Annotated in this window: 19 protein-coding genes; 5 read left to right on the forward strand and 14 right to left on the reverse strand. The window is 43.2% G+C overall.

The genetic code is table 11. The features are described 5' to 3' along the window. Nucleotides 1–227: 227 nt before the first annotated feature. From MHH86_RS20215 to MHH86_RS20225, 3 genes are all read right to left on the reverse strand, one after another. Complete coding sequence (locus MHH86_RS20215; RefSeq protein ID WP_342479403.1) at nt 228–3,488, reverse strand: ATP-binding protein; 3,261 nt, start codon at nt 3,486–3,488, stop codon at nt 228–230. Next, nucleotides 3,466–3,846: a response regulator gene (locus tag MHH86_RS20220; RefSeq protein WP_036685780.1), complete on the reverse strand. Its 381-nt coding sequence runs from the start codon at nt 3,844–3,846 to the stop codon at nt 3,466–3,468. Before MHH86_RS20220 ends, MHH86_RS20215 begins: the two co-directional genes overlap by 23 nt. Before the next feature lie 61 nt (nt 3,847–3,907). Continuing rightward, nucleotides 3,908–5,539: a diguanylate cyclase gene (locus tag MHH86_RS20225; protein ID WP_076142304.1), complete on the reverse strand. Its 1,632-nt coding sequence runs from the start codon at nt 5,537–5,539 to the stop codon at nt 3,908–3,910. Nucleotides 5,540–5,756: 217 nt separating this feature from the next. On the opposite strand from MHH86_RS20225, the gene MHH86_RS20230 reads away from it, so the two are divergent. Next, nucleotides 5,757–6,026, forward strand: a complete 270-nt coding sequence (locus MHH86_RS20230; protein WP_036685776.1) for an ACT domain-containing protein — start codon at nt 5,757–5,759, stop codon at nt 6,024–6,026. A gap of 17 nt (nt 6,027–6,043) precedes the next feature. Further along, nucleotides 6,044–7,399 carry a PFL family protein gene (locus MHH86_RS20235; protein WP_248548616.1) on the forward strand — a complete coding sequence of 452 codons (1,356 nt, stop codon included), beginning with the start codon at nt 6,044–6,046 and terminating at the stop codon, nt 7,397–7,399. A gap of 89 nt (nt 7,400–7,488) precedes the next feature. Here MHH86_RS20235 and MHH86_RS20240 read toward each other — a convergent pair whose 3' ends face one another. Continuing rightward, nucleotides 7,489–7,899, reverse strand: a complete 411-nt coding sequence (locus tag MHH86_RS20240; protein WP_248548519.1) for a hypothetical protein — start codon at nt 7,897–7,899, stop codon at nt 7,489–7,491. Between the two features lie 207 nt (nt 7,900–8,106). Between MHH86_RS20240 and MHH86_RS20245 the strand changes: the two genes are divergently transcribed. Beyond that, a complete protein-coding gene (locus tag MHH86_RS20245) occupies nt 8,107–9,144 on the forward strand; it encodes a glycosyltransferase (RefSeq protein ID WP_342479404.1) in 1,038 nt (345 codons plus the stop codon). Between the two features lie 13 nt (nt 9,145–9,157). Beyond that, on the forward strand, nt 9,158–10,225 hold the full coding sequence (locus MHH86_RS20250) for a glycoside hydrolase family 99-like domain-containing protein (protein ID WP_076130767.1): 1,068 nt from the start codon (nt 9,158–9,160) through the stop codon (nt 10,223–10,225). A 33-nt stretch (nt 10,226–10,258) separates the two neighbouring features. On the opposite strand, the gene MHH86_RS20255 is transcribed toward MHH86_RS20250, so the two are convergent. Continuing rightward, nucleotides 10,259–11,719 (reverse strand): MFS transporter, encoded by a 1,461-nt coding sequence (locus MHH86_RS20255; RefSeq protein WP_342479405.1) that lies wholly within the window; start codon nt 11,717–11,719, stop codon nt 10,259–10,261. Between the two features lie 164 nt (nt 11,720–11,883). On the opposite strand from MHH86_RS20255, the gene MHH86_RS20260 reads away from it, so the two are divergent. After that, nucleotides 11,884–12,303 carry a MarR family winged helix-turn-helix transcriptional regulator gene (locus tag MHH86_RS20260; RefSeq protein WP_036685765.1) on the forward strand — a complete coding sequence of 140 codons (420 nt, stop codon included), beginning with the start codon at nt 11,884–11,886 and terminating at the stop codon, nt 12,301–12,303. 59 nt (nt 12,304–12,362) lie between these two features. Here the strand turns inward: MHH86_RS20260 and MHH86_RS20265 are convergent, their stop codons facing one another. From MHH86_RS20265 to MHH86_RS20305, 9 genes are all read right to left on the reverse strand, one after another. After that, nucleotides 12,363–14,030, reverse strand: coding sequence for an extracellular solute-binding protein (locus MHH86_RS20265; RefSeq protein ID WP_341122009.1), 1,668 nt, complete (start codon nt 14,028–14,030; stop codon nt 12,363–12,365). Further along, nucleotides 14,027–15,433 (reverse strand): response regulator, encoded by a 1,407-nt coding sequence (locus tag MHH86_RS20270; RefSeq protein ID WP_036685762.1) that lies wholly within the window; start codon nt 15,431–15,433, stop codon nt 14,027–14,029. Before MHH86_RS20270 ends, MHH86_RS20265 begins: the two co-directional genes overlap by 4 nt. After that, nucleotides 15,426–17,171, reverse strand: coding sequence for a sensor histidine kinase (locus MHH86_RS20275; RefSeq protein ID WP_036685760.1), 1,746 nt, complete (start codon nt 17,169–17,171; stop codon nt 15,426–15,428). Before MHH86_RS20275 ends, MHH86_RS20270 begins: the two co-directional genes overlap by 8 nt. A gap of 134 nt (nt 17,172–17,305) precedes the next feature. Then, complete coding sequence (locus MHH86_RS20280; RefSeq protein WP_036685758.1) at nt 17,306–19,141, reverse strand: ABC transporter substrate-binding protein; 1,836 nt, start codon at nt 19,139–19,141, stop codon at nt 17,306–17,308. 91 nt (nt 19,142–19,232) lie between these two features. After that, complete coding sequence (locus MHH86_RS20285) at nt 19,233–20,129, reverse strand: carbohydrate ABC transporter permease (protein ID WP_339210350.1); 897 nt, start codon at nt 20,127–20,129, stop codon at nt 19,233–19,235. Between the two features lie 17 nt (nt 20,130–20,146). Beyond that, the gene (locus MHH86_RS20290) at nt 20,147–21,106 is read right to left on the reverse strand and encodes an ABC transporter permease subunit (RefSeq protein ID WP_094903685.1); all 960 of its coding nucleotides are present in this window, start codon (nt 21,104–21,106) and stop codon (nt 20,147–20,149) included. Nucleotides 21,107–22,735: 1,629 nt separating this feature from the next. Then, complete coding sequence (locus MHH86_RS20295) at nt 22,736–24,283, reverse strand: MDR family MFS transporter (RefSeq protein ID WP_038572380.1); 1,548 nt, start codon at nt 24,281–24,283, stop codon at nt 22,736–22,738. A 40-nt stretch (nt 24,284–24,323) separates the two neighbouring features. Then, entirely contained in the window at nt 24,324–24,995 is a 672-nt protein-coding gene (locus MHH86_RS20300; RefSeq protein ID WP_038572381.1) for a hypothetical protein, read from the reverse strand. Then, nucleotides 24,988–25,674 carry a hypothetical protein gene (locus MHH86_RS20305; protein WP_342479406.1) on the reverse strand — a complete coding sequence of 229 codons (687 nt, stop codon included), beginning with the start codon at nt 25,672–25,674 and terminating at the stop codon, nt 24,988–24,990. The genes MHH86_RS20300 and MHH86_RS20305 overlap by 8 nt, the downstream gene beginning before the upstream one ends. Nucleotide 25,675: the final 1 nt, after the last annotated feature.

Raw genomic sequence — 25,675 nt, forward strand, 5'->3', positions numbered from 1 at the left:
CACCTCTCCTAAACATGAAATCTTCTGATGATCCGTACCTCATGAAATCAGGCTATCACAATAATTGTAAACGATCAATGATGTCGATTTAACCTAATAATTGTAATTTATTGAAAAAGTATCTATATAGTACGTAAAAACCGATCAAAACAGTATGATTTAACCTGTTTTGATCGGTTTCATTATAAAAAGTGATACTATTTATAAAATATTGTGATAAATAAAAGCTATAATTTTTGCTTACTTTCGGGAAATAACACCTCGCCGATCCCCGTCTTAATCTTCACTATCTCCTCAAGCGTATTCGATAGCTCACCGGGCGGATAAGGTTTAGTTAAATATTTTTGAATTACATCGTTTAATTGATTCTTATCCGATTGATCCAGAGCAGAAGAAATAACGATAGGGATATTTTCAGTTCTTGGATCTTCTTTAAGCATTCGGATCAAATCCCAGCCATCCAGCTCTTCACCCAACATCAAATCTACCACTATCGCCACAAATGGTGTTTTCAAGGCCTGATCAAAAGCTTGCTGTGGATGGTAATGATGGGTAACACGGAAGCCCTTCCCTTTAAGCTCTTCTGATAAAAGCAACGAAAGACTGTAATCATCTTCAACGATCATTACATTAGGCTTGAGCTCTTTATCGGTGCTCCATTTATTAAGCTCATCCTGTTGCCGGCTCGCTTCCGCATGGAGGATAGGGAGGCTAAACCAGACGGTAGTGCCTTCTCCTTCTACGGAATCTATACCGATATTTCCCTTTTGCTTCTCAATGATCTCCTTACAGATAGCAAGTCCAAGTCCTGTTCCTCCAATTCTTTTAGAGGCGCTATTATCCACTCTTCTGAATTTTTGGAATAGCTGTCCTATTTGATCCTTAGGAATGCCAAGACCATTATCCTGGATACTTACAATAATCCTATCCGACTCGTTATGCAGCAGTACTTTAACTTCATTGTTATCAGGCGAGAACTTAATCGCATTACTTAACAGATTCGTCAGAACTTGGACAATCTTATCCTTGTCCACATCAACATCCGCATTCAAAGCCTCATCCACTAGGAGCACATGATGGGTACTGCTCAGTTTATATTGATCAATTACTCCTAATACAATTTCACTGAGATTCAAATGCTCCGTGATATATTGCTGCTTACCTGACTCCATTCTCTGCAAATCAAGAAAATCATTTATGAGCTCCGTCAGTCGTTTAGCTTCTTTATGAATCGTCTCCAGATATTTAAGCTGCTTCTCAGGCTTCATGGTCTTAGACAATAGCAGTTCTGTGAAACCAAGCACACTCGATAGCGGTGTTCTTAGCTCATGACTTACCGTACTGACAAGATCAGATTTCATAAGGTCCAGCTCATATTCTCTAGTGATATCTCTGTAGACAAACAATGTACCAATACGCAGCTCGCGACGGAATACAGGGATCGCATACACATCAATATGCTTCATCGATTCAGTTCCAATGGAGTATTGCATGCTGCTGGATTCCAGAGCATCCTCAGCAATCGCTTTTTCAAAAAACATCCGAAGTTCATGGTTCTCATTCGAGTGCTCGATGAAATAATCCATCCATTTCTGTCGGGGAATCAAAGTTCCTTCTGTCCACTCATAATTAAAAATGTTGCTCAACGCTTTATTCATCTGCAGGAGCATACCTTCTGTATTCACAAATTGTATGCCCTCGTTCACATTATTTACGATGTCCCGATTCAGCTTTCGTCCATGTTCAATCTCTTCATACATGAATAAACGTTCAATCGCCAGCGCTACGCGGTTCATCATCCCCTGAACCTCATTAATCTCTTCTTTGCTGAAGGAATGACCAATCCGGCTGCCACAGAACACTGCAAGAATCTCATCCTCTGCGTTCACAACAGTAGTGTAGAAGTCGTAAACATAGACCTCACTCGCAGAAATCCCTTGCTCTGGTTGTGTGGCCAAACGCTTGATTAGGTACGTTTTTTCCGCTTGCAAGCGATATAACATCTCATTGTTCTCATGATCAAGATAACGCTCCACATTCTCCTGCGGAATGCCTTTCACAGCTGCGATATTATCTTTCACAAGCAGGAAGAAACTCGAATCAAAGGCATACAAGCGATGCATAAACTCAATAAACTTATCAGCAAATTCATGCTTATCCAAGGTATAAGTAATATCATGATTCAGCTGATTATTAAGCTCAAGCATCATCTTGGTCTGTTCTGTATTTTTTAACGTTTCGGCTAGCTCCTGCTGTACGCTCTTCATTGAGGTGATATCGTTCGCAATAAGGATGTATTGATAAATCACACCCTCTTCATTCAGGTACGGCACAATCGTTAGTTGCAGCCAGATGGGCAATCCGTCTTTGGCTAGAATCTGCAGCTCATTGTTCCACACTCCGCCTGTATTTAATTTGTTAAAGATTTTCTGATAACCCTCGTCAGAGATATTATAAAGTTCAAATAACTTATAGGTGTAACCGATAATCTCAGACTTTTTATAGCGGGTATATCCACTTAAATTATCATTCGCGTAGGTAAAGACACCTTTAGCAGTAAGGATCCCGACCGCAGACGATTGATCCAAAGCTTTCATCATACTTTCAATTTCACTAAGCGAGCGTTGCAGCCTATATTGCTGATCCTGAAGTTCATCCTGCTGCGCATGCAGCTCTTCATTCTGCATCATCAATTCTTCTTCTTTATCTTGAATACTTCTAGCCATATTAAGAAAAGCATCATAAAGTCGGCCAATTTCATCTTGATTCTTAAGCTTGCCCAGAAGAATTTCTTCTCCTGCAGCCAGGGAATGGGTTGCCCCTTCCAGCTTCAGAATAGGATCTATAAGGTTCTTCAGAATCCGCCAGATCATAAAGGTGAAGATTAGCAGAATAATCGTGCTGAAAAAGAATGCGATAAAGGTAAATTCATTGGCACGTTTGATGTAATCCATAGCCATAGTATTTAATGCGGCATCGGATCGTTGCTTGTACTCTTTTGTATACATTAAAAAATCATTCACTGATTTCGTGTTGCCATCTGCGGATAGAGCTCTCAAAGACACATAATCGTCTGCCTCGACAAACCGAATCGCTTCAGGTAAAACTTTAGTTTTGTACTGAACATAAAATGCTTTCAAACCATCTCTAAACAAGGCTTCTTCCGGAGATAAATTGAGATTAGAATAGGTATCCAGAATCTTATCAAAGTTAACAAGTCCTAAGTTTAGGAGATCTAATTCATTGTCACTCTTAAGTGCGCTGAATCCCCTCGCTCGGAAAAAAACCTCATTTAATGCAGTCGCCAATTCGTTAATCGTGTCCGCCTTATTCTGCAGAACTTCACGGTCTCTACTTAATTTGTTCTGCTCATTATTTATGAAAAATAAAAATACAGATCCCATAATAATGATTAACGAAAAAACCAAGGCAATGATACGAAAATATCTATTTTTAATACTGTGATTAGAGCTGCTTCCCTTTGTCACTTAGGATCCCCTCCACAATCTGCAAGAGTTCCATCGGACTAAAAGGTTTTGGCATAAAATAACGTGCGCCTGCATCTACCGCTCGAAGACGATCTACATCTTGGGCTTTGGCTGTTAACATTAAAATAGCTGTAGCCTTCTTTTTCTCATCATCCAGTTGGCCTAGGACTTCAATCCCTGTCATTTCAGGCATCATATAATCCAATATCACCAAATCATAATGATCCTGTGACAATTTTGAAAGCGCCTCTAATCCGTTCTCGGCAGTATGGATCTCCACGTCTTCCAAATCTTCTAAGGTGTCTACAATTAACATTCGTAATACTTCTTCATCATCCACTACCATTACCTTTTGCATAGCTGCCTAATTCCCTCCGCTTTAGATCTCTCCTGGTGCTCACAACATATTCAGAAACCAATTAGAACAAAAATCTATGAGCCAACCGCTCTATTCTCGACAATAACTCAGGCATATGAACCGGTTTCACTACATAATCATCGGCACCCATCTGCAGGGCATGTACAATATCCGCCTGATTATTTCTTCCCGTCAGCATGATCACTAATATATTTACTTCCGGATACGTTTTGCGGATTCTTTCCAGAACTTCTACTCCATCCAGATCAGGCATCACACCATCCAGCAAAATAATATACTTCTCATCCACGGCATACCAATCCGATTGCAGAAAATCAAGCCCATTCGCATAGCTGCTAACCTTCACCTCAGCAATATTATCCGGCTCCCAAATGGCGAACTGACTGGTCACAATTCTACGAATTAGCGTATCATCATCTACAACAATCACATTCAGAACCGAATGCTTTTTAGTAGTGGATAAATGGTCCGAATAAAGCGTTGTCTGATTCCTTCCAGCATGCTTACTGGCATAAAGAGCCTGATCTGCTTCCTCAATCAATTTATCGGCTATATTCTCGGCATCTGTTACCTCAGAAATCCCGCTAGAGATGGTCACATGAAAGATTTCATTTTTCGCAAAAAAGTCAGTAGCCGCAAACCGCTCTTGAATACGCTGTATAACCAACATTGCAGATTCCGCATCCGTGTGAGGTAAGAACACTGCAAACTCTTCTCCCCCATAACGGCAAAAGGTATCCTCCAGACGGATGGAATTCTTCACAAGCTCGGAAAAGCCCTGCAGAACTTCGTCTCCAATTAGGTGACCATATGTATCATTAACGTTTTTAAAATAATCCAAATCAATCAGCGCTAACGAAAATACGCGGTTAGTCCGCTTAAAATCACCAATCAACTGCTTCATGACTTGATTAAAGTGTTTGCGATTGAATGCGCCGGTCAAATCATCCACGATGATGGACTCCTGCCATTCTCTCTTAAGCTGAAAGCGATTTTTGATCAATACCAGAAATAAATCAATATCTACAGGCTTCGGTAAAAAATCCATCACCCCCAGCGAATACGCATGCATTTGCGTCGCTTTGGAGTACTCCCCACTTATAATGATAATGGGAATTCGTTCCTTTTTAGCCTTGCCGATAATTTGGTTCAACACCTCAATCCCACTTTTATCCGGTAAAAGAATATCCAGCAGAATGAGATCTGGTTTCGTTTCATAAAAGATTTTGAGTCCCCGTTCAGCAGATAAGGCTATGCTTACATAGTAATTCTGCTTCTCCAACGACTCTTTCAGATAAGCAACTAACTCTACATCGTCGTCGATAAGAAGAATATCATTCTGCGTGAGCGTCTCAGCAGGTCCCTTTTTATCCAATGCTTTAACAGAGCTTGAAGCTGCCAATGAATGGACATTAAACAATGGAATCAGTGGATATAAATAATCCCCCCATTCCTCAACCGACCAACTCTTAAGACTGCTTTCCATGAAATAGGGCAGCGTATCCTCGGCAAATTGTTCGACATCTGGTAATCCGACAGTTCCAGCAGTGCCTTTTAAATTATGCAAAAAACGATAAATGTCCTTTTCCTTCACTTCCGCCTGTTCCGTCCATTCCTGGAGGGTCATCTTCGTTCTTTGCTCAACCATGTCTTTATATTTTTGTGTAGTCATATTTACTCCTTCAGACTATCATATCAAACTCTCAGTTCATCACATTTTTTATAGGCTGTCAAATGAATTTTCTATAATTTCAGCTGTCAAAATAAATATTTAATCAAACTGACAAAAAACCTTTGGTTGAAGCTTGTTTCATCATTTGCAATAATAGTTGGAATGGTTCATTCCGTATACACGGTGAAATCAATAAATATAAAGGGAGGCTGTATTCATGAAGGGAATTATTACTGTATTAGGAAAAGATAAAGTAGGGATTATTGCTAAAGTATGTACATATCTAGCCGAACACAATTTGAACATTCTGGATATTTCGCAGACGATCGTTCAGGATTATTTTAACATGATGATGATTGTAGACATTTCTAGCTCAACTAAAGCTTTTGAGAATATCGTAGAGGAATTACATTTGCTTGGCGAATCGATTGGCGTGGAAATCAAGCTTCAGCATGAGGATATTTTTAATATTATGCACCGAATCTAGGAGGATGGCTGACCATGATATCACTAGTGGAAGTACAAGAAACGAATAAGATGATTCGTGAAATGAATCTGGATGTGCGTACCATAACGATGGGGATCAGCCTCATGGATTGTGCCCACACGGATATGCGCACCTTTAATCAAAATGTATATGACAAAATCACCAGATCCGCTGAAAAGCTCGTAAAGACGGGTGAAGATCTGGAAAGACAATTTGGGGTTCCTATCGTTAACAAACGGATTTCTGTCACACCCATCGCTATTGCCGCTGGTGCGGTGAAGACAGATACCTATGTACCTGTTGCTGAAATCCTGGACAAGGCTGCAAAAGAGGTAGGCGTTAACTTTATCGGCGGCTTCTCTGCACTTGTACAAAAAGGCTGCACCAAAGGCGATCGTATTCTGATCGACAGTATTCCAGAAGCATTGGCAGTCACTGAAAGAGTCTGCTCCTCGGTCAATGTCGGTTCCTCCAGAAGTGGAATCAACATGGATGCTGTGAAATTAATGGGTGATATCATTATCCAAACTGCGGAACGCACCAAGGATCGGGATTCCATCGGCTGCGCCAAGCTGGTAGTCTTCTGTAATGCCGTTGAGGACAACCCTTTTATGGCCGGAGCATTTCACGGGGTTGGAGAGCGGGAATGTGTCATCAACGTTGGCGTCAGCGGTCCTGGTGTCATCAAACGTGCGCTTGAAGAGGTTCGAGGACAGGATTTTGAAACCTTATGTGAAACCATTAAACGGACAGCCTTCAAAGTCACACGTGTCGGTCAGCTAGTTGCTCAAGAGGCTTCCAAACGGATGAATGTTCCTTTTGGGATTATCGATCTATCCTTAGCTCCTACTCCAGAAATCGGAGATTCCATTGCCGAAATCTTTCAAGTCATGGGTCTGGAGGAAGCTGGGGCTCCGGGAACAACCGCTGCTCTGGCGATCCTAAATGACAATGTTAAAAAAGGTGGCGTGATGGCCTCCTCCTATGTAGGTGGACTTAGTGGAGCCTTTATTCCAGTCAGTGAAGATCACGGCATGATTCAAGCGGTTCAGCGGGGTGCCCTTACACTAGAGAAGCTGGAAGCTATGACCTGTGTGTGTTCCGTGGGACTGGATATGATCGCTATCCCCGGAAGCACCACCAAGGAAACCATTTCCGGCATCATCGCGGATGAAGCTGCAATCGGCATGGTGAATAACAAAACCACTGCGGTTCGCGTGATTCCAGTAATCGGCAAGGACGTTGGTGAAATGGTCGAATTTGGCGGCCTGCTCGGATATGCACCAGTTATGGCAGTGAATGGCTTCAACTGCGCGAATTTCGTTAATCGTGGCGGACGAATCCCTGCACCAATTCATAGCTTTAAGAATTAATAGAAACCTCTAACAGCAAGTCCCTATTTGTACTTAGGAGACTTGCTGTTTTTTTATATTCTAAAGCTGAGAATATTAGTTTATCTTGATTAAGCCCGTTGAATGCCGATATTAGGCGTTCCGCCAGTCAAATCGATAAATAATACATAATCATTTCCATCTGTGCCCTTCAGCACGAGACCCGTCTGACCTACAGCACCTACAGAAAAGTATCGAACCTGTTGCAGGCTGGTAGGAGCGCCTGGTGGCAATGTTGCTTGGTTCGTAGCGATCAACCGGGTTGCAGCTCTGATGGTGCCTGCCCCGCTAATTTCACCGGTAACCCCCAGATGACCGAGTATGGATTCACTGCCGTTCACATTTAGGCTTCCCATTATAGTCTGACTACCATTCAAATGCAGATTCGAATCGATAGTCTCATTTCCATTAACGTGCAGATCATTTTGAATGGTCTGACTTCCTGTAACTAGAACGCTATCGAAGGTTGGCAAGGCGATCATCCCTTTCAGGTTTTATAGTATATCTTATGTTAAACAAGCCAGCCCTGTCATAGATAGATATACAGCTTTCACTAAATCCGCTTTTTATCTTCGAGACTCTGATTAATGGTCTTATACCTAAAGTCAAAATAACCCCCTACACATATAATGATTAGCAAGACTCGGTGCTAGAGCGGACGACTGGCTCCACAGAACACAGGAGGAATTATGAAGAAGACAGCTAATAGGCTCACTCCTGAAAGGCCTTCAAGTCACGAAGTCACCATCAGCCAAGTTAATCCATCGCAACACCATAACCTCATCCTAGAGATGAACTCTTATAGAGCAGAGCCTTTGCAACGGGAACTCAAACAATTAAGAATATTGCTGCTGGTTCCTACAGAGGCAAGCGGTAAAATGCCTAATGTACGACTTTTTAAAGATCAACTAAGGCATCTGGTCAAAGAAGTACTTGCTATTAAATTCCAGCATAATCTGGAGGAATATTTAGCCCATTTTCAACCTGATCTAATATTAGCTCTAGGATCGGAGACCCTATTTCCGGAGGAGAACCTCCCTGCTCTGAAAGCTTCCAATGTTCCCAAAGCGGTATGGATGGCAGATGCCGCTTGTCTTACTCCAATAGAACGTAATCTGGCATTGTTATTCGATTATATTTTCACACAGAACATAGCTAATCTGATCTATTACCAGGGTTTATGGGGCAAACACTCCAGCTATCTCCCATATGCTGCGGATACGGATCTCTATTATCCAAGACGTGTGGAGGACTGTTATCAGAGTGACGTACTCATTCTTGGCGATTTTCAAATCGATAGTGTGCTTTACACGTTGGCGTATTCAGACCTACTTCAAGGCCTTAAGGTAATGATCGCCGGGCGTGGTTGGGAACCCCCCAGAAATTTCATTGATATCACCCATAGTAAAGATATGTCCAGCTATTATAATGGAGCAAAAATCGTCATCAATTGCACTGGTTCTGTGCAGCAGATTATGGAGGTCACCGCTTGCGGTGTATTTCAGTTAGTGGAGGATCATCCCCATCTTCATAATTACCGAATTGCAGAAGAAGATCTCATTCGTTTCCAGAACTTCAAAGAGCTCTCCGATAGCTTTAAGCACTATTTTTCACATAGTGAAGAAAGAAGAATTTCTGCCTCTCGTGCCCTAAAGGAACTTAAATATAACTATTCTTATATCCAGCAAGGAAAGTTACTGCTGAGAAAAATATTCAAGGAACCATAGGGGGTGACCTGACTTGAAATGCATTGCTTTTGTATTGCCTCAGTTTCATCAGATCTCAGAGAACGATTCCTGGTGGGGTGAGGGTTTTACAGAATGGACGAATGTCAGGAAGGCTGCAGCCCTTTATCCTGAACATGATCAGCCCAAGAAGCCATTAAATAATAACTACTATGATTTAACGGATCCTAAAGTGAAACAATGGCAGGCAGAGACCGCAAAGGCTCATGGCATTTACGGTTTTTGTTATTATCACTATTGGTTTAATGGCAGGCGACTGCTGGAACAACCGGTTCAGCAGATTCTTGCGAGCAAAGAGCCTGACTTCCCCTTTTGCCTTTCTTGGGCTAACGAACCTTGGACACGTAGCTGGGATGGCACCGAAGAGGATGTCCTGATGCCACAGGAATACGGAGAAGAACGGGATTGGCGAATGCACTTTTATGCTTTACTGGAAGCCTTCAAAGATGATCGTTATATCCGGGTGGAGGATAAGCCTGTCTTTATCATTTATCGGTCTGCTAGTATCCCGCACTGTGAAGAAATGCTTCAATATTGGCGCGAATTGGCTCTGCAGAACGGACTTAAAGGACTTCATCTGGTCCGGACACTGGGCGGTTTCCCCCTAAAGAAAGAGCAAGGATTCGATGCCAGTCTGGAATTTGAGCCGCATTACACATTCGCACATGGCGGGGTTAAGCATTTATGGAGCTCAAAGCAGGTGGAGGATCAGAGGCATATCGTAATTGATTATGATGAGTTATGGGAATCTATGTTGGAGCGGACACCCCATAGAGACGGAGAAATCATATATCCGGGAGCCTTTGTCAACTGGGATAACACACCACGTAAAGGCCCTGCCGGACAAAGCACCTTAGGCGCTAATCCTCAAAAATTCGGCCAATACCTTTCACGACAAATTGAGCGCGCCAAAAAAATGTTCAAAAGTGAATATATTTATATCAACGCCTGGAATGAATGGGCTGAAGGGGCCTACCTAGAACCGGATGTACGTTATCAATATCAATACTTGCAAGCCGTTAAGGAAGCCTTACAGTTTCATCACAAAGAAGATCCTTCTTAGCCGTAGCGCCAGAAGGATCTTTTTCATGGTATGTTATCTTTCCGATGACTGCACTCTGGCGCTTCTTGCACTCACCAATCTCCAGCCAGTTAATAAAGCAGCCACTAGACATATCGATGCCGAGGTTACAAACACTACATGCATGCCCTCGATAAATAACTCTGGCCGACCAGGAACTAGCCCTGTCACCCTATAGCCGGCTTTACTGCTCATCACTTGAAAAAGAATTGTAGTAGCAATTGTTATGCCGACAACCATACCCACATTACGAACTAACGAATTGACACTACCCGCAGAACCAAGCTGTGTTCTTGGTACCTTAGACATGACAAGCGAATTGTTCGGCGATTGAAATAAACCACTTCCTATCCCCAGCATAGCGATCCACACACCTACCAGCACAACAGAGCTTCCTACATGAAGCTGTGCTAATCCGAACTGCGCAATAACCATGACCACCAGCCCTGCAAAAGTCAAAAATTCCGAGCCTATTTTATCCGATAGCGCTCCACTCATTGGAGCCACGACTACCATACATATCGGCAACAGCATTAACAAAAAGCCTGCATAGAATGGCGATAAATTAAGCATGTTCTGTGCATAAAACGGCGCGATAATATTGAAGCAGAAATTCGCTGTAAATACGAGAAAACCACATAAGATACTTAAAGAAAACAACGGATTCTTAAATAATGACAGCTGCAACAGCGGTTCTTTTCTGCGAAGCTCCATCCATATGAAAGCAACGAAGCTGACTACAGCAACAATTATTGATGTAACAATTAAGCTGTTACCATATCCAAGCTGTTGACCTAGTAATAATCCTGCGAACAAAGTAATGATAAAGACAGCGAACAGTAAACTGCCCGGCACATCAATCGAAGATTTCACTCTCGTTAAATCCTTAGGCAATACCTTCCATCCAAAAAATATAGCGATCAGGCCAATAGGGACGTTTACCCAAAAGATATACTCCCAGCCTAAGGTGGAAACCATAATCCCGCCTAAACTTGGACCAGCTATACTTCCCAGAGACACGAATGTACCAATGAAACCAAGGGCTTTGCCACGCTCCGTGGCAGGAAAGATATCCGTAACAATTCCCTGACTGTTCGCCATGGTCATCGAAGCACCTAAGGCTTGAACAACGCGTGAAGCAATTAAGGCTGGTAAGCTTACACTAAGCCCACACAGCATAGATCCAATAATAAATACAATCGTGCCAATCTTAAAAATTCGAATCTTTCCTAGGATATCTCCAAGCTTGCCGAAGAAAAGGATCGCCGCACAGATCGCCATTAAATATCCTGTTGTTACCCATTCGATTTGCGCCATGGGCAGCTTCAGTTGTTTGGATAGCTCAGGCAGAGCAATATTGACAATACTACCATCAAGGGTGGACATGAACGTAAAAATATTCAGAACAATTAAGATCATCCAGCGCTTCTTCTGAATTTCTTTATCCTCCTGATAGGTTGCACTTACAGAACTCATAACTAACACCTCATTAAATATTAATAATCACTGTTTAGTTGCGCACGCAACCAAACTCGCCATACCCAGTGTACAACAATTTAGTTGCGTGCGCAACGACTTTATTGTACACTTTATTTCAAGGCAAAAAATGAGCGAACTTATAACCCAAAGAGGTGTCTATATTGGCAAGAGAGCCTATCGGGAAGCTAATTTCCCATCTTCACCGTCAAAATCAAAAGAAACTGGTTAAGCAGTTTGTCCCTTATGGAATCGGTAGTGGTGGACAGCATAGCTTTCTTAAATTGATTCTTTCTCGGCCAGGCATTACTCAGGATCAGTTAACTGCCGAATTGAAGTTCGATAAAGCAACTACAGCACGTTCTGTGAAGCAATTAGAGAATTCGGGGTATATCGAGCGCAAAGACGATCCTAATGATCGACGCTCCCACCTTCTATATCCTACCCCGAAAGCCATCGATTTCTTCCCAGTTTTACAGTCCATCTTAGATGAATTTAATAAAAGCCTTGTGGGCCATTTAACCGATGAAGAAGTAGAGCAACTACATTTCCTGCTGCAAAAAATCAGTACAAACGAAGAATAGAACATAAGAAAAAGGATGTCCCAAAGCCACTCGGCTGTTGAGGCATCCCACTTTTACGTTTACTTTTGCTTTACAATTTCAGCAACTTCTTCCGTAATCTCTTCCCCGCCCATACTCTTCCACTTAGCTACAAACACATCAAAATCACTAAGCGGTGAATCACCCACAATAATATTTAAGAACGTCTCATTCTCCAGATTCTGCAGTTCCGGCCACTTGGTCTTCATAAGTCGGGTGTTCCCATAAAAGACCCCACGCACTCCCTCTATAGCAGTTGAGGTTAACACAGCTACTCCATATTTATACGCATTCGCTGCTTTCCAGCCTTCAAGATCTTTTTTGGGCTGCTCTGTTTCCGCTACCCATTGATCATAAATGAGCCGGGTATCAGAATTTAATGTATCCGGGTCTATCTTTCCGTGCAAAGCCTGCTGGATATCAGCATAATGTTTCTCAATCGCATCCCTATAATCTATCAAAAGATCGAACGGATAATAAGCACGCAGCTGAATGCCTGTCTGCGCAGAGAAATCACCCAGCTTTTTTACCTCCTCTTGATTAGGATCTTGTCTTCTTTCGAGTCTTGTAAACACGTTCAATTGCTTGATTACAGCCTCTGGATGTTCAAACCCTTTACGCACAACAAGATATCGATCTGTTACCGGAGCCAAATGAGCGACAAACTTACCGGAATCATCAACTGGAGCTGCATATGCTCTCCATTCTGCCTTCGTATCCAAAGCCACTGCCTCTGACAAAGGATAATAAGGCATCCACCAAGGACCAAAAAACATCCCTGATTTACCTGTAATAATAGGCTCCTGAGTTTCCTTATATAGTGCAAAGTCCGGATCCAGCAACCCGTGTTTATACCAATCAGCAAGTTTAGCAAGCGCTTGTTTGGTTTCTGGTGTAATGGAGCCATACACGATATTTCCGTTTTTATCCTTAATCCAATTCGTGGGGAAAGCATGAAATGCACTAAAAACAGCATCCAGACCATTAACTAATGGTTTAGTTCCATATACGATATTTTTGTAGCCGCTTAGACCGACGGTATCTCTTTTTCCATTCCCGTCAGGGTCTTTTTCAATAAAAGCTTTGGCAATTTTCTCGATGTCTTCAAAAGTTTGTGGAGGTCGCAGCTCCAGCTTCTCCAGCCAATCCTGACGTACCCAGAGCAGCACGGGAGAGTCTGCATCAATAGCTACATTCGGCAATCCATATAATTTACCGTCGCGGGAAGCGTCCTCTAATGCCTCTCCCTTTGTAGAATTGTACATATCCTTGATAAGTTCAGATCCATATATTTTATATGTCTCTGTCAAATCTTCAATCATGTCATTATCAATTAATTTCTTCAATTGATCCCGATCCACAACCATGGCATCAGGCAAATCGTTGCTATCAATGGCAAGCTGCACCTTTTGCGTAAAAGCATCCTCACCCTTCGCTTCCCAGGAGTGAACCACTTTGATATTCGTAATGCTCTCTAAATAACGGGTGATTGGATTGTTATCGTTGCTGTCACCTGTATTAAGCCGCGAGTCGGGAACCTTAAATCCCACCCGGATCACAATCGGATCCTCATATTTACTATAAGCGATAGAAGTATCTTCATCCCCTGCCTGAGGGCTTGCAACTGAATCTACTGTACCGATATTGTCACGACATGATGTCATTCCAATGACCATAAACACTAGGAGGATAGATTTCCAAAATTTCATATTTGGTTTTTCCCCTCCGCACGGAATTCACTTGGTAATTTACCAATACGTTCTCTAAACAATCTGCTGAAATAACGATCATCCTCAAAACCGGACCGCGAAGCAATCTCACAGACGGGAAGTGTAGTCTCCAGCAGCAGTGATTTGGCAAGCTCCAGCCGCATTCCCCGTAAACATTCACCAAATGTCTCTCCGGCAAAACGAGCGAAACACTGGCTGAAATAACCACGGCTCATATTAATGACGGCTGCTACGTCGCTCTGATTGATTTTGTCACCTGCATGGCACTGCATATAACGAACTGCGCGAATAAGACAGGACATAACCTCTTTAGTTAATCCAAGCTCCAGCATTCTTCGTCCCACATGATCAGAAAATCGCCGCAGCCAGTTCTTCCAATGACACCAGTTCAGATTATGGGAAATGTCCTTTTCCAGTTGAGCAGCATCTTCAGGCTTTAAAAGTAAAGAACTCCAGCTTTGTATTAGAGAGTGTGCAAACGCCAGAAACTGATCAGAACGGGGTTTCTGCTGAAGTATGTTTGCTACAAATTTCTCCCACTCATTTCCATCAATTGTCCACTTCAAATTCTGTGCTTGCTCCAGCAAATTATCCGCCTCTTGTTTTGAATAGGGAGCCCCTGGTTCCTTCTTTATGTCTTCATATTTCAATGAGGTCAAATCCTCAGGTTCAGGATGATAAAATAGAATACGGCGTAATTTCGCAGTGAGCTGTTCCTCCAGTTCCTGCAACGGTTGATCTCTCAATCCACTGATCAGTGCGGTCTGCCATCGTCCGGATAGCTGGATCTTTAGTTCACGCTTGCTCTCATCTATTGAGAAACGATGCAATAAGGGCGACATCCACATCTCATGAAAAGTAATAAGCGGATTATTTTTCACACTGGACAGCTGAAATAATTCTTCTTCATTGCATTGATGATTTAATGGCAAATATAGCAGAGCCTTATCAGCAGCCATACGTTTACTCTCCCCACGAACCAGAGCATCCCGCGTATTGTCCTCCCATTTAATACGATCGACAAGACGTCTGATAGTTTCATCCGCATTTTCCATCTCAAGCAGTGTTTTTACAATATAGTCAACGGCACCTAAACGCATAGCCTCCTGAACATAGTCAAATTCATGATGACAAGTAAGGACAACACAGCGAATACCTGCGAACCGTTGTCTAACCATTTTAATAAGCTCGAAGCCTGAAATGCCAGGCATGGTCAAATCCACAAATAATAAATCAACTTCCTGCTGTTGAAGCAGCTCCAAAGCAGATTTACCATCACCTGCCTCCCCAACTATAACAATCCCTAAGGATGACCAATCAATCAGGGATATGAAGCCTTTTCGCACGAGTCTCTCGTCATCGACAACTACAGCCTTAATCATCGAAGTCCTCCTTACCTTTCCTCGGAATCACAATGGATACAACCGTACCTTCTCCTGGCTTACTGAACATCTCTAGCTTCATTTGTTCTCCATAATAGGTTCTAAGCATCCGGTTCACATATGAAAAACCAATTCCAAGTCCCCGTTTTTTCGCTCCATCATCAGACAACAGCTGATCTAATGTATCTGCATCCATCCCAGCTCCGTTATCTTTTACACATAACTGAACTTCTCCTTCACCATGTTTCATTATCTCAACATCTACCTTGCCATTATCGCTTAATCCATGATAAATCGAGTTCTCCACCAGAGGCTGAAGCAAAAATCTCGGGACAGCCACAGACAATACATCCTCATCAGCTTCAACGTTAAATTCAAATTCATAATCATAACGAATACGCTGCAGCTCCATATAATTTCGAATCGCTTCAATTTCCTCGCCAATGGTAACAATGATGCTTTGCTTGCCCAGATTATAATGCAGCACCTTTACAAGAAGAGTGACCAGCTTGTCGATCTCCTTCTGGCCGTTTAACCGGGCCATCCACTGTACCGTATTTAAGGTATTATGCAAAAAATGAGGGTTGATCTGGCTAAGCAACTTCTCAATCTCAAATTGGCTTTTCTGCTTCTCATTATGGGCAACCGCAACAATCAGCTCATTCACCTGTTTTTTCATCTGCTGAAAGTTGGTAAGCACAAAATCAAATTCTTCCACATTCGTATAGGCTACCGGAGCGGTAACATTTTCCGCCATTCGGTTGATTTCAAGGTTGACCTTACGCAACGGACCATAAATTTTCCTCCAGATGATCCAAGCCAGAAATCCGGCAAAAAGAAGGGTGGAGAAGGCAAGTAAGATCATTTTATAGAACCAAGAATAAATTTCACTGTTGAATTCTGATTTTTTCACAACGGCAATAAGCTTCCAGCCCTGAGGACTCGCGTAACGAAACAGATGATATCCACTTAGCGTTTCATGGGTGAGATTGGAGTTGCTTCCCGCAGCTTTAATAATACTTAGCGGAAGTTTGCCGTCGATCACTTTTGTACTATTACCTTGCTGATTAACCAGCAGATGATTTACTTTCATCCCGTAGGACTCCTGATTAAAGATTTTGCGAAACAAACTATAATTCGTCTCCAAATAAATATAAAGCTTATGCTGGCCCGGCACACGGACAATCCGCTGTTCCGAGAACACGAGATTATCACCAACAGCGTACATAGTGGGATGTGGTCCATAATAATCAGCCCCGTTATATCGCATAAAAGACGGCAATGTACTGATATCAAAATTTCTGCGTGCGCTCATGTTGGTGAACAGAACGGGATCATCGCTGTCCGGCATAATGTAGGCTGTAAGTCCAATATAAGGGTTCGTAAAATTAACTAGATTGATCTTCTGGTTGATGGAATTCATCATTTGCGATTTGCGAAAAATTTGTTTTTCCTGAATAAATGAGGACATCTCCTGCACAATCTGCCCGTCCAGAGCAAACTGCTTGGAGGCAAAATCCATATTGTCGATGGCATTCTCCAGGCTTGAGGCTTCCTGTCTCAGACTAGCGCTGATCCCGTTGCCAATTTTACCTGAAAGGATGGAGTAAATAGAGGTGTAGGTTACGAATCCTACTAAGAGAAGCGGAAGTAGTGTTCCGATTACCAGATAGATAAATAAGGTATTGCGTAAGGATTTGACAGCTGGAGTATGACTCCGCAGGGGTACTCTTACCATCTGGATCATCCTCTTCTTTCTATCTGAAAGCGTTTTATATTAATGTGAGAATACCACATTTATCCTTAATTGAATAGAATAAGGCAGAACAGCCTCCACGCCGCCCCGCCTTATTTTATAGTTACTAGCCGTGTTTATTTAACGCTTTTACGGGCCTCGAACAATTCCTCAGCCTTTTTAATCGAGAAATCCATAACTTCGGAATAACCAAGACCATTTACCTTATCATGCATTTCTTTATTCAACTTATCATATTCCGCTTGATCTTTAGCAAAGACCATTTTCCAGGAAATCTGTTGAATAACCGTACCGATTTGTTTATTCTTTTGTTCCACTGTTTTATCCATGGTTAACGGCTCTTTGCCAGTGAAGCCTTGTGGTGCTACAGCCAATAGATTGTTTTTCTCAAAATACTCCTTAGGAGTCAGAACGCCCATCTTCGCTCTCCAGTCACTATCAAGCTTGGAAGGGTTACGTTCCAGGGTTGTTGTCCACAGATTATGATCGAATGGCTCACTATTCTCTGGATTCACCATCGCCGGAACCACAAACGAGAAGTTCATTTGATTGGAGCCATAGTAGTAGTCACCCCCGCCGTATTCAGCAGGAACTTGAGTATTCTGTTGATCAGTATAAGCTTTCCAACCAAAATCAGTCACTGCAGGTTTGCCGTTTGCATCAATATCCCAAGTCAGACCTTGAGGTCCGTTAGGTACTGCTGTACCACTTCCTGCAGAAATCATTGCACCTTCCGGTGTGTACATCCAGTTAATGAATTCCATAATTCTAGCAGGTTCCTTAGCTTTTGCGCCGATTGCAATAATACCGTTACCACCGTAAACATTGAAGCCTGTGGAATACATCAATTCATCTTTGAACGGAACTAGCGCAAAACCTTTACCTTCGGCTGTTCTTTCTGGTGTATTGTAGTTAGCAGCTCCTAGCCATGGGAACCAAGAGAACAATAGACGACCATCTTTGTATTTCGCTACAACATCGTCGAATTTTTGCGTCATAGAGTCCGGATCAACCAGCCCCATTTGGTTAGCTTCAAAATACAGTTTGAGCGATTTCATGTACCAGCTATCTTCGGATAAAAAGTCATAATACTTTTCTTCATCTGCCTTAACATACACAGCAGTATCAGGAATTTCGTCATAGCCCATCATGTTTGCGAACTGTTTAGCCAATGTCATTTTATAGTTGCCATCCCAATCAGACCACATCGAGAAAGCATAGGTTTTTTTGCCTTGTTCATTCTTAGGCTCGAGCTCTTGCATTTTTTTCAGCACAGGCAGATAATCTTCAATCTTTGTAATTTCTGGCGCTCCAATTTGTTGGTAAAGATCAAAGCGCAGGTCTGGACCCCAAGTCATATCTTTTCCTTCAGAAGGTCCGGATGGGTTAGAAGCTACGCTGTTCCCCATACCAAAGACTGATGATCCACCGCCAAAAGCTACCTTAGCTTTTTCAATAGCTTTTGGAAAAGTGCTAGAAATGTCTTTTCCGTATTTGTCCAAAAGACCGTCCTGTGTCCAGTCCAAGAGCAGCTTTCCTTTGATGGCGTTTGGATAGTGGTTCTTGTCGTCACCGAAAATGATGATATCTCCAAGATCTCCGGAAGCCATCATTGCAGAGATTTTGGTATCTCCACCAGTCAGGTTTGAAGCTACAATGTCCATTTCGATGTTAAACTTATCCTTGATAATTTTTGCAAACCATCCGGTCTGTGGACCGGCATAGTTAGCGGTTGTTGAGAATACAGTCAGCTTCAGCGGCTTGGAATGATCAAGCGCTCCGTCATCCGGTGCTGCTGTCTCTTCCGCCGGAGCATTCGTGGCAGCCGACGTAGGTTTCTCTGTGCTCGTGTTTTTGCCCGAATTAGCCGTATTATTCCCCCCGCCACATGCTGCAAGAACGAAGACCAGGATTACGGATAGCATGACAAGCGATGCTCTTCTTAATCTCATTGTTTTATACCCTCCCTTTCATCTCTTCACTTATAGTTCAACTCTGCTTATAGCAGAGGAAAACCCAGTTCTGGTCTAGAGCGGCCACCCATCAGCCTTTAACCGCACCGATCATAATTCCTTTGACGAAGAAGCGTTGGAAGAACGGATACACGATCAAAATCGGCAATACGACGATCATCGTGACAGTCATCCGCACAGAGGTTGGAGTCTGCATATTCGCTGCACTAGCGGCCATATCTGGCGAATTACGAATTAAGGCCGCGAGCGAGCTGGATTCGTTCAAATAACGCCATAATAAGAACTGGAGCGTAAAGTATTTCGTATCTGTCATTAGAAACGCCGTATCAATAAAGGCATTCCACTGATTCACCGCTGAGAAAATCGTAATCGTAGCCAAGATAGGTGTTGTAAGAGGAACAATGATACTCCAGAACACCCGGAAGTAACCTGCTCCATCCATTGACGCCGACTCCTCAAGTGAGGGCGGAATAGCCTCGACGAAGGTTTTGACCAAAATGATATTAAAAGGAGTAATAATAGTTGGCAAAATATAAGCCAGGTAATTATTAGTCAGATGCAAGTTATGCATGGTGATATACCATGGGATCAGCCCTGCGCTGAAATACATCGTGACTACAACACTGCGGTACCAAATACTCCGGCCCCACATTTCCTTTTTGGTGAACAAGTACCCAAGAAATGCCGAAGATCCAACGGTGAGCAAAGTACCAACAACTGTTCTATAAATAGAGACTGTCGCCGCATGACCTAAACCACTGATTCTTAGAACTTTACTATAGTTATCAAAATGGATCTGCCTTGGATAAAATTTGATATCCCCCGCTGCGCTAAGATCATTCGAACTGATTGTATTAATGAACAAATAGTAGAATGGATAAATGCATGACAGGGTGAACAATCCAAAGAGTGTGTAGATAATAATTTGAAAGATTAATTCTCCAGAAGTTAGTTTTTTCTTTCTCAAATGGGATCACCCCTGCCTTAAATGATAGATTCGTCACGCACCATCTTGGATAATGTGTTTGCCGCGAACAGTAGAATTACACTGACGACCGACTTCAGCATACTGACAGCAGTGGCAAACGGAAAGTTGTTAGCGAACGCAATATTGTATACATAAAGATCCAGCACTTCTATGGAATCTTTATTCATCGCATTTTGAAAGGCAAAGTACTGCTCCATCCCGTTATTGACTAGGTTACCTATGGAGAGCAGCAGTAGGACAAAGAAGGTTGGGACAAGACCCGGAATGGTAATATGCCAGATTTTACGGAACCGGCTTGCACCATCCACCTCAACGGCCTCGTACAATTCTTGATCAATGCCTGCGATTGCAGCAAGATAGAGAATGGCACCCCAGCCTAACGATTTCCACCAATACCAAATAATCATCGTGACCCAAATATTCGAGCTGGAGGCTAAAAAGTTATAACCTTCATCAACGATTCCAAGCTGCACTAAAATGTGCGTGATGACCCCGTTATCAACGGAGAACAACGAGAAAGCCAATGCATATACCAGAATCCAGCTGATAAAGTTCGGAATCGTGGTTAGCGTCTGCACCATCTTGCGATACCAGCCTGACTTAATCTCGGTCAGAAAAATCGCAAAGATCACTGGAAATATCGAGGTAATTAGTCCAAGTGAACTCATGGCAAGAGTGTTCTTCAGCACGCGCACAACCTCTGCGGTCTGTGTTGGATTGGATACAATCGTCTTGAACCATTTCAACCCGACATATGGCGTGTCAGACAACGGTATTCCGGGAATGAAATCATAAAATGCATAAATCCATCCGCTGATCGGCAGATAATAGAAAATAAAGGTGACAACAAGAAACGGAAAAGCCATGAAGAACAATTTATGTTTGTTCTTCATCTTCCAGCGGGATCGATGAACCGGATCGACGCTGGGAAGTAATTCACCAGAAGGTACCCCCATGTCGGAATCTCCTATACCCAGATTTTGATTACGTTTTCATAGTATCAGAACCTTTATGTATGGCGAGATAGAACACAGAACGGCCTCACTGGAGAACCGTCTGATGCTTGTGAACCAAATTCGCATATATTTCGACCATTTTCTACCTAATCACTGTGGGTCTAGTGATGGAGAGCCTACATGCCTTTTGGCTTATAAAAAGTGGCAGGATGACGGGAATTCCCCTCATCCTGCCGCTGAAAGAGATGGTTTCTAAGGAGCGCTTGGGAGCTATGGGCAACTAGACCCTCCTCGTTCCTTATATCATCAACTATGGTGCGCTTTGTCCTCTTCATCTGCTACATCAACTATGGTGCGCTTTGTCCTCTTCGTCCGCTACATCAACTACGGTGCGCTTTGTCCTCTTCGTCCGCTACATCAACTATGGTGCGCTTTGTCCTCTTCGTCTGTTACATCAACTGTGGTGCGCTTTGTCCTCTTCGTCTGCTACATCAACTATGGTGCGCTTTGTCCTCTTCGTCTGCTACATCAACTATGGTGCGCTTTGTCCTCTTCATTTGTTATGGTCTTTCACACTTCATAGTTTTGGCATCGGACCCAGATGCACTTATTTCCGGAATTCAGCGCTTTTCATCGTGCTATCGGACTCAGGTGCAGCTATTCACACAAATATAGTCCAAATATGAGCAAATTCATGCCGATAAGAGCTATACAGTCCGAAACTACGGCAAAGTAGCTCAAAAATCAGCAATAGCGACTATACGGTCCGCAACATACTTCATGCAGCGAAATCAGGCACACTTTTATCGAGAATTCATCGCATTCACTCATACAGTCTGACTCATTCTTGGATCCACCGCATTCCCTCATGCTATTGGACTCAGGTGCAGCTATTCACACAAATATAGTCCAAATATGAGCAAATTCATGCCCATAAGAACAATACAGTCCGAAACTACGGCAAAGTAGCTCAAAAATCAGCAATAGCGACTATACGGCCCGCAACACAATTCATGCAGCGAAATCAGGCACACTTCTATCGAGAATTCATCGCATTCACTCATACAGTCTGACTCATTCTTGGATCCACCGCATTCCCTCCTGCTATCGGACCCAGATGCACTTTATTCCGGGATTCTGCGTTTTTCCTCGAGCTATCGGACTCAGGTGCAGCTATTCACACAAATATAGCCCTAATACGACCATACGCATGCCGGTAAGAGCTATACAGTCCGAAACTACGGAAAAGTAGCTCAAAAATCAGCAATAGCGACTATACGGTCCGAAACACTCCACGCATCATTTTTTGGCACACTTCTCTCGAGGATTCAGCGCATTCCCTCCTGCTATCGGACTCATTCTTGGATTCATCGCATTCCCTCATGCCGTCGGATCCAGATGCACTTATTTCCAGGATTCATCGCATTTACTCATCCTTCAACGCAGCTCCCTTACTTCGAGGGTTCATGCTCATTTGTACTCCCAACCACACATAAAAAAGCAGCCTCTCAAATGAGAAGCTGCTCCATCACTTTACAACCATAGTTTGTTTACACCAATCACTGCATTCCGAATAATACGCACTATTTTCCGCTCATTATTCGAATGCCCAACGTCTTCCGCCACAGCCTAATGCCCGGGCGTCTTAACTTCCCCCTCCGCGGAGGCATCCATTTTCTGACGCCCCATAAAAAAGGAAGCCAGCAAAGCTAATGCAGCTGGAATAACCGCCCAAGCGAAGGTGTTCGCAATGGAAGAGGAAAGTCCCTCTGTAATTTTGCTCAAAATTTCCGGTGGAATGAGTGCTCTAGTCTCAGGCGACAGCAGGGAATGCGGATCTTTAAAATCCATAGCCCCCACAGCCCCCGCAGAAGCAGCTCCTCCTCCATTTGCTGTGAGCAACTTAGTTAGACTGCCCGAGAAATAATGGCTTTGAATAATGCCAAATGTGGTAATTCCGATGGTCATGCCAAGCGAACGAATGAAATTTAGTGTTGCGCTGGCGGAGCCGCGTTGCTGCGCTGTCAGACCATGAATAGCTGCTGTGCTTAACACAGAGAAGGAAGCGCCGATGCCCAATCCGATTAAAATCATGTACAAGGTAACCAAGAGACGTGAAGCTTCCGGAGTAAGCGTTGCTACCAGTCCTGTGCCGATCACCAAAAGTACAAACGTAGGTATCAGCAGATTGCGGTAACTGGTTTTTGCCATCAGGAATCCTCCCGTTGTGGCGGTAATTACTGAGCCGACCATCATCGGCAGCAGGACAAGTCCTGAATTGGTAGCCGAACCCCCCAATACACCTTGAATAAAAATAGGAATGTATACGGAGGCCACGATAAATGCAGCACCGCTAAATAGCGCGCACAGAATGCTGACGGCGTACAGTCTTTTTTTGAATAAAGCAAAGGAAATGATCGGCTCTTTCGCTCTCGTCTCTACAAAAAGGAACACTGCCGCCAATATAGCAAAAGCTGCAAATAAGCCGAGGATCATCGATGAGCCCCAAGCGTACTCTTTTCCACCCAGCTCCAACGCAAACATTAAGCAGATGACAGAGCCCAGCAGTGTGCCCGCACCCAGCCAATCAATAGGTTGTTTAGAATGCTCGTGTGATTCTTTATAAAAGAATACGACCATCACAAAAGCCAACAGTCCAAGCGGCAAGTTAATATAAAATATCCACTGCCAAGCAATATGATCGGTGATATATGCGCCTAGCAATGGACCAAAAATACTTGATAATCCAAACACCGCACCAAATGCACCGCCCAGCTTGCCCCGTGTCTCCAGTGGTACGGCGTCGAACATTATGGCAAAAGCAATCGGCACTAGCGCGCCGCCTCCAATTCCCTGAACCGCCCGATAAGCAGCCAACTGAGTAATTGTATCTGCCGTCCCGCAAAGCGCCGAACCTGCCATAAATACAATAATCCCAAAAATAAAAAACTTTTTACGCCCATACATATCAGACAGCTTGCCAAAGATAGGCATCCCCGCCATCTCAGCTACAAGATAAGCTGATGTTACCCAGACAAATTTGTCCATACCGCCTAGTTCCCCAACAATATTGCCCATTGCTGTAGCAACGATGGTGCTGTCCATGGAGGCCATCAGTATTCCTAACAGCAGACCTGCGATAACAATGCCCAGATTGGGCGCTTTGGCAGCACTCATTTATTCCACTCCCCATTGTCAAAAGATCTATAACTATGTGTTACAACTTCACTTGATGCCTCACTATTGCATTCTTGTGAATCTCCAAAACACTACGGTATTCCACAGTATCAATCTCACAGTCCACACCGATGATTACCCGATCTCCTCTGACAATATTTGCTTTTGTATTATTCAGCTCTATCGTATCGCCTTCAATGAGCCCAGCCTCAAAAAGCACTTTAGGATTCTGCTTCATCAAATGCAGGAATTTTCCGGTCTTGCTTTTTTTGATCGTTAAAGCACTGCCTCCAACCTCTTTCGCTCTACTTATTCCATATAAATTGATCTCCAGTTGCTCCGCACTTAGCAGTCCTGCCACATTGAGAGCGCCCGAAATACGCAGATGTTCACCTTCACAATCACCATTGACCTCCAAATTACCATTAAGATGAATATCGTCGATTTTTACGGAGGTTGCTTTAATTTCACCCTGACCCCGCAAGGAATCCCCTTCAAGATTACCCAAAAGTGTCATCTCACCGGTTATTTTCATTTTGGTCATTAGCAGGTTTCCATCTACTCTGGCATTTCCAGTCAGGCTCAGCTTCTCACAATCTACATCACCTGCAAAATGACCTTCCCCAGTAACTTTAATGTCCCGAAAGAAGCCTCCCGCTGAGGTCGTTGTGCCTATTATTTTCAAATTACTCCGAGTTGTTTCTTCACTCACCGATCTTCTCCACCTTTCCAACCTTTGCTTCTGGATGTACTGTGATCTGATCACGATACTCTATCCGTTCGATAGTACAGCCTGGCCCTACAATCACAATATTGCCCCTGATAACATCCGCTATTGTATACTCTAAATCAATAAAATCTCCTTCAATAGTCCGAGCCCACAGCTCCGATCTTAATTTAGGGATGATTCCACTTAACATTTTGCTCCAGACTCCACTATTCGTTTGCCGGATCACTAGACTCTCCACACCAATTTCATGCGCCTTTCCCTGCCCTTGCAGTTTGAAGTCTACATGTCCTGCACTAAGTAAACCTCCGACACTAAAGCTTCCTTCCCCCGCAAAATCCTCAAGCTCACAATCACCCTTGATATTCAGCATTCCATGAAGAGTGCAACTTTCTCCCCGAAAGCTCTCACCGACAGTAATCATTCCATCCACCTTTAGGGAGTTAAAACGCAAATGTCCCAGCACTTTCATCGTCCCATTGCATTCCGCTTCTTCCGCCGAGAGATCATTCTTCAAATTCATATGCCCATTTCCTTTAAAAATTCGCGTCACGATGGGTCCCGTTACTTTGCCTACACCATCGATTTGCACACTGTTATAAGTACCTCCTGCCCCCCCGCTGACTCCGTTTATAATCAGATCCGGCAGCTGTCGTTTATCCATT

This window comes from Paenibacillus sp. FSL F4-0097, assembly GCF_038593125.1.
Lineage (GTDB): Bacteria > Bacillota > Bacilli > Paenibacillales > Paenibacillaceae > Paenibacillus_AQ > Paenibacillus_AQ odorifer.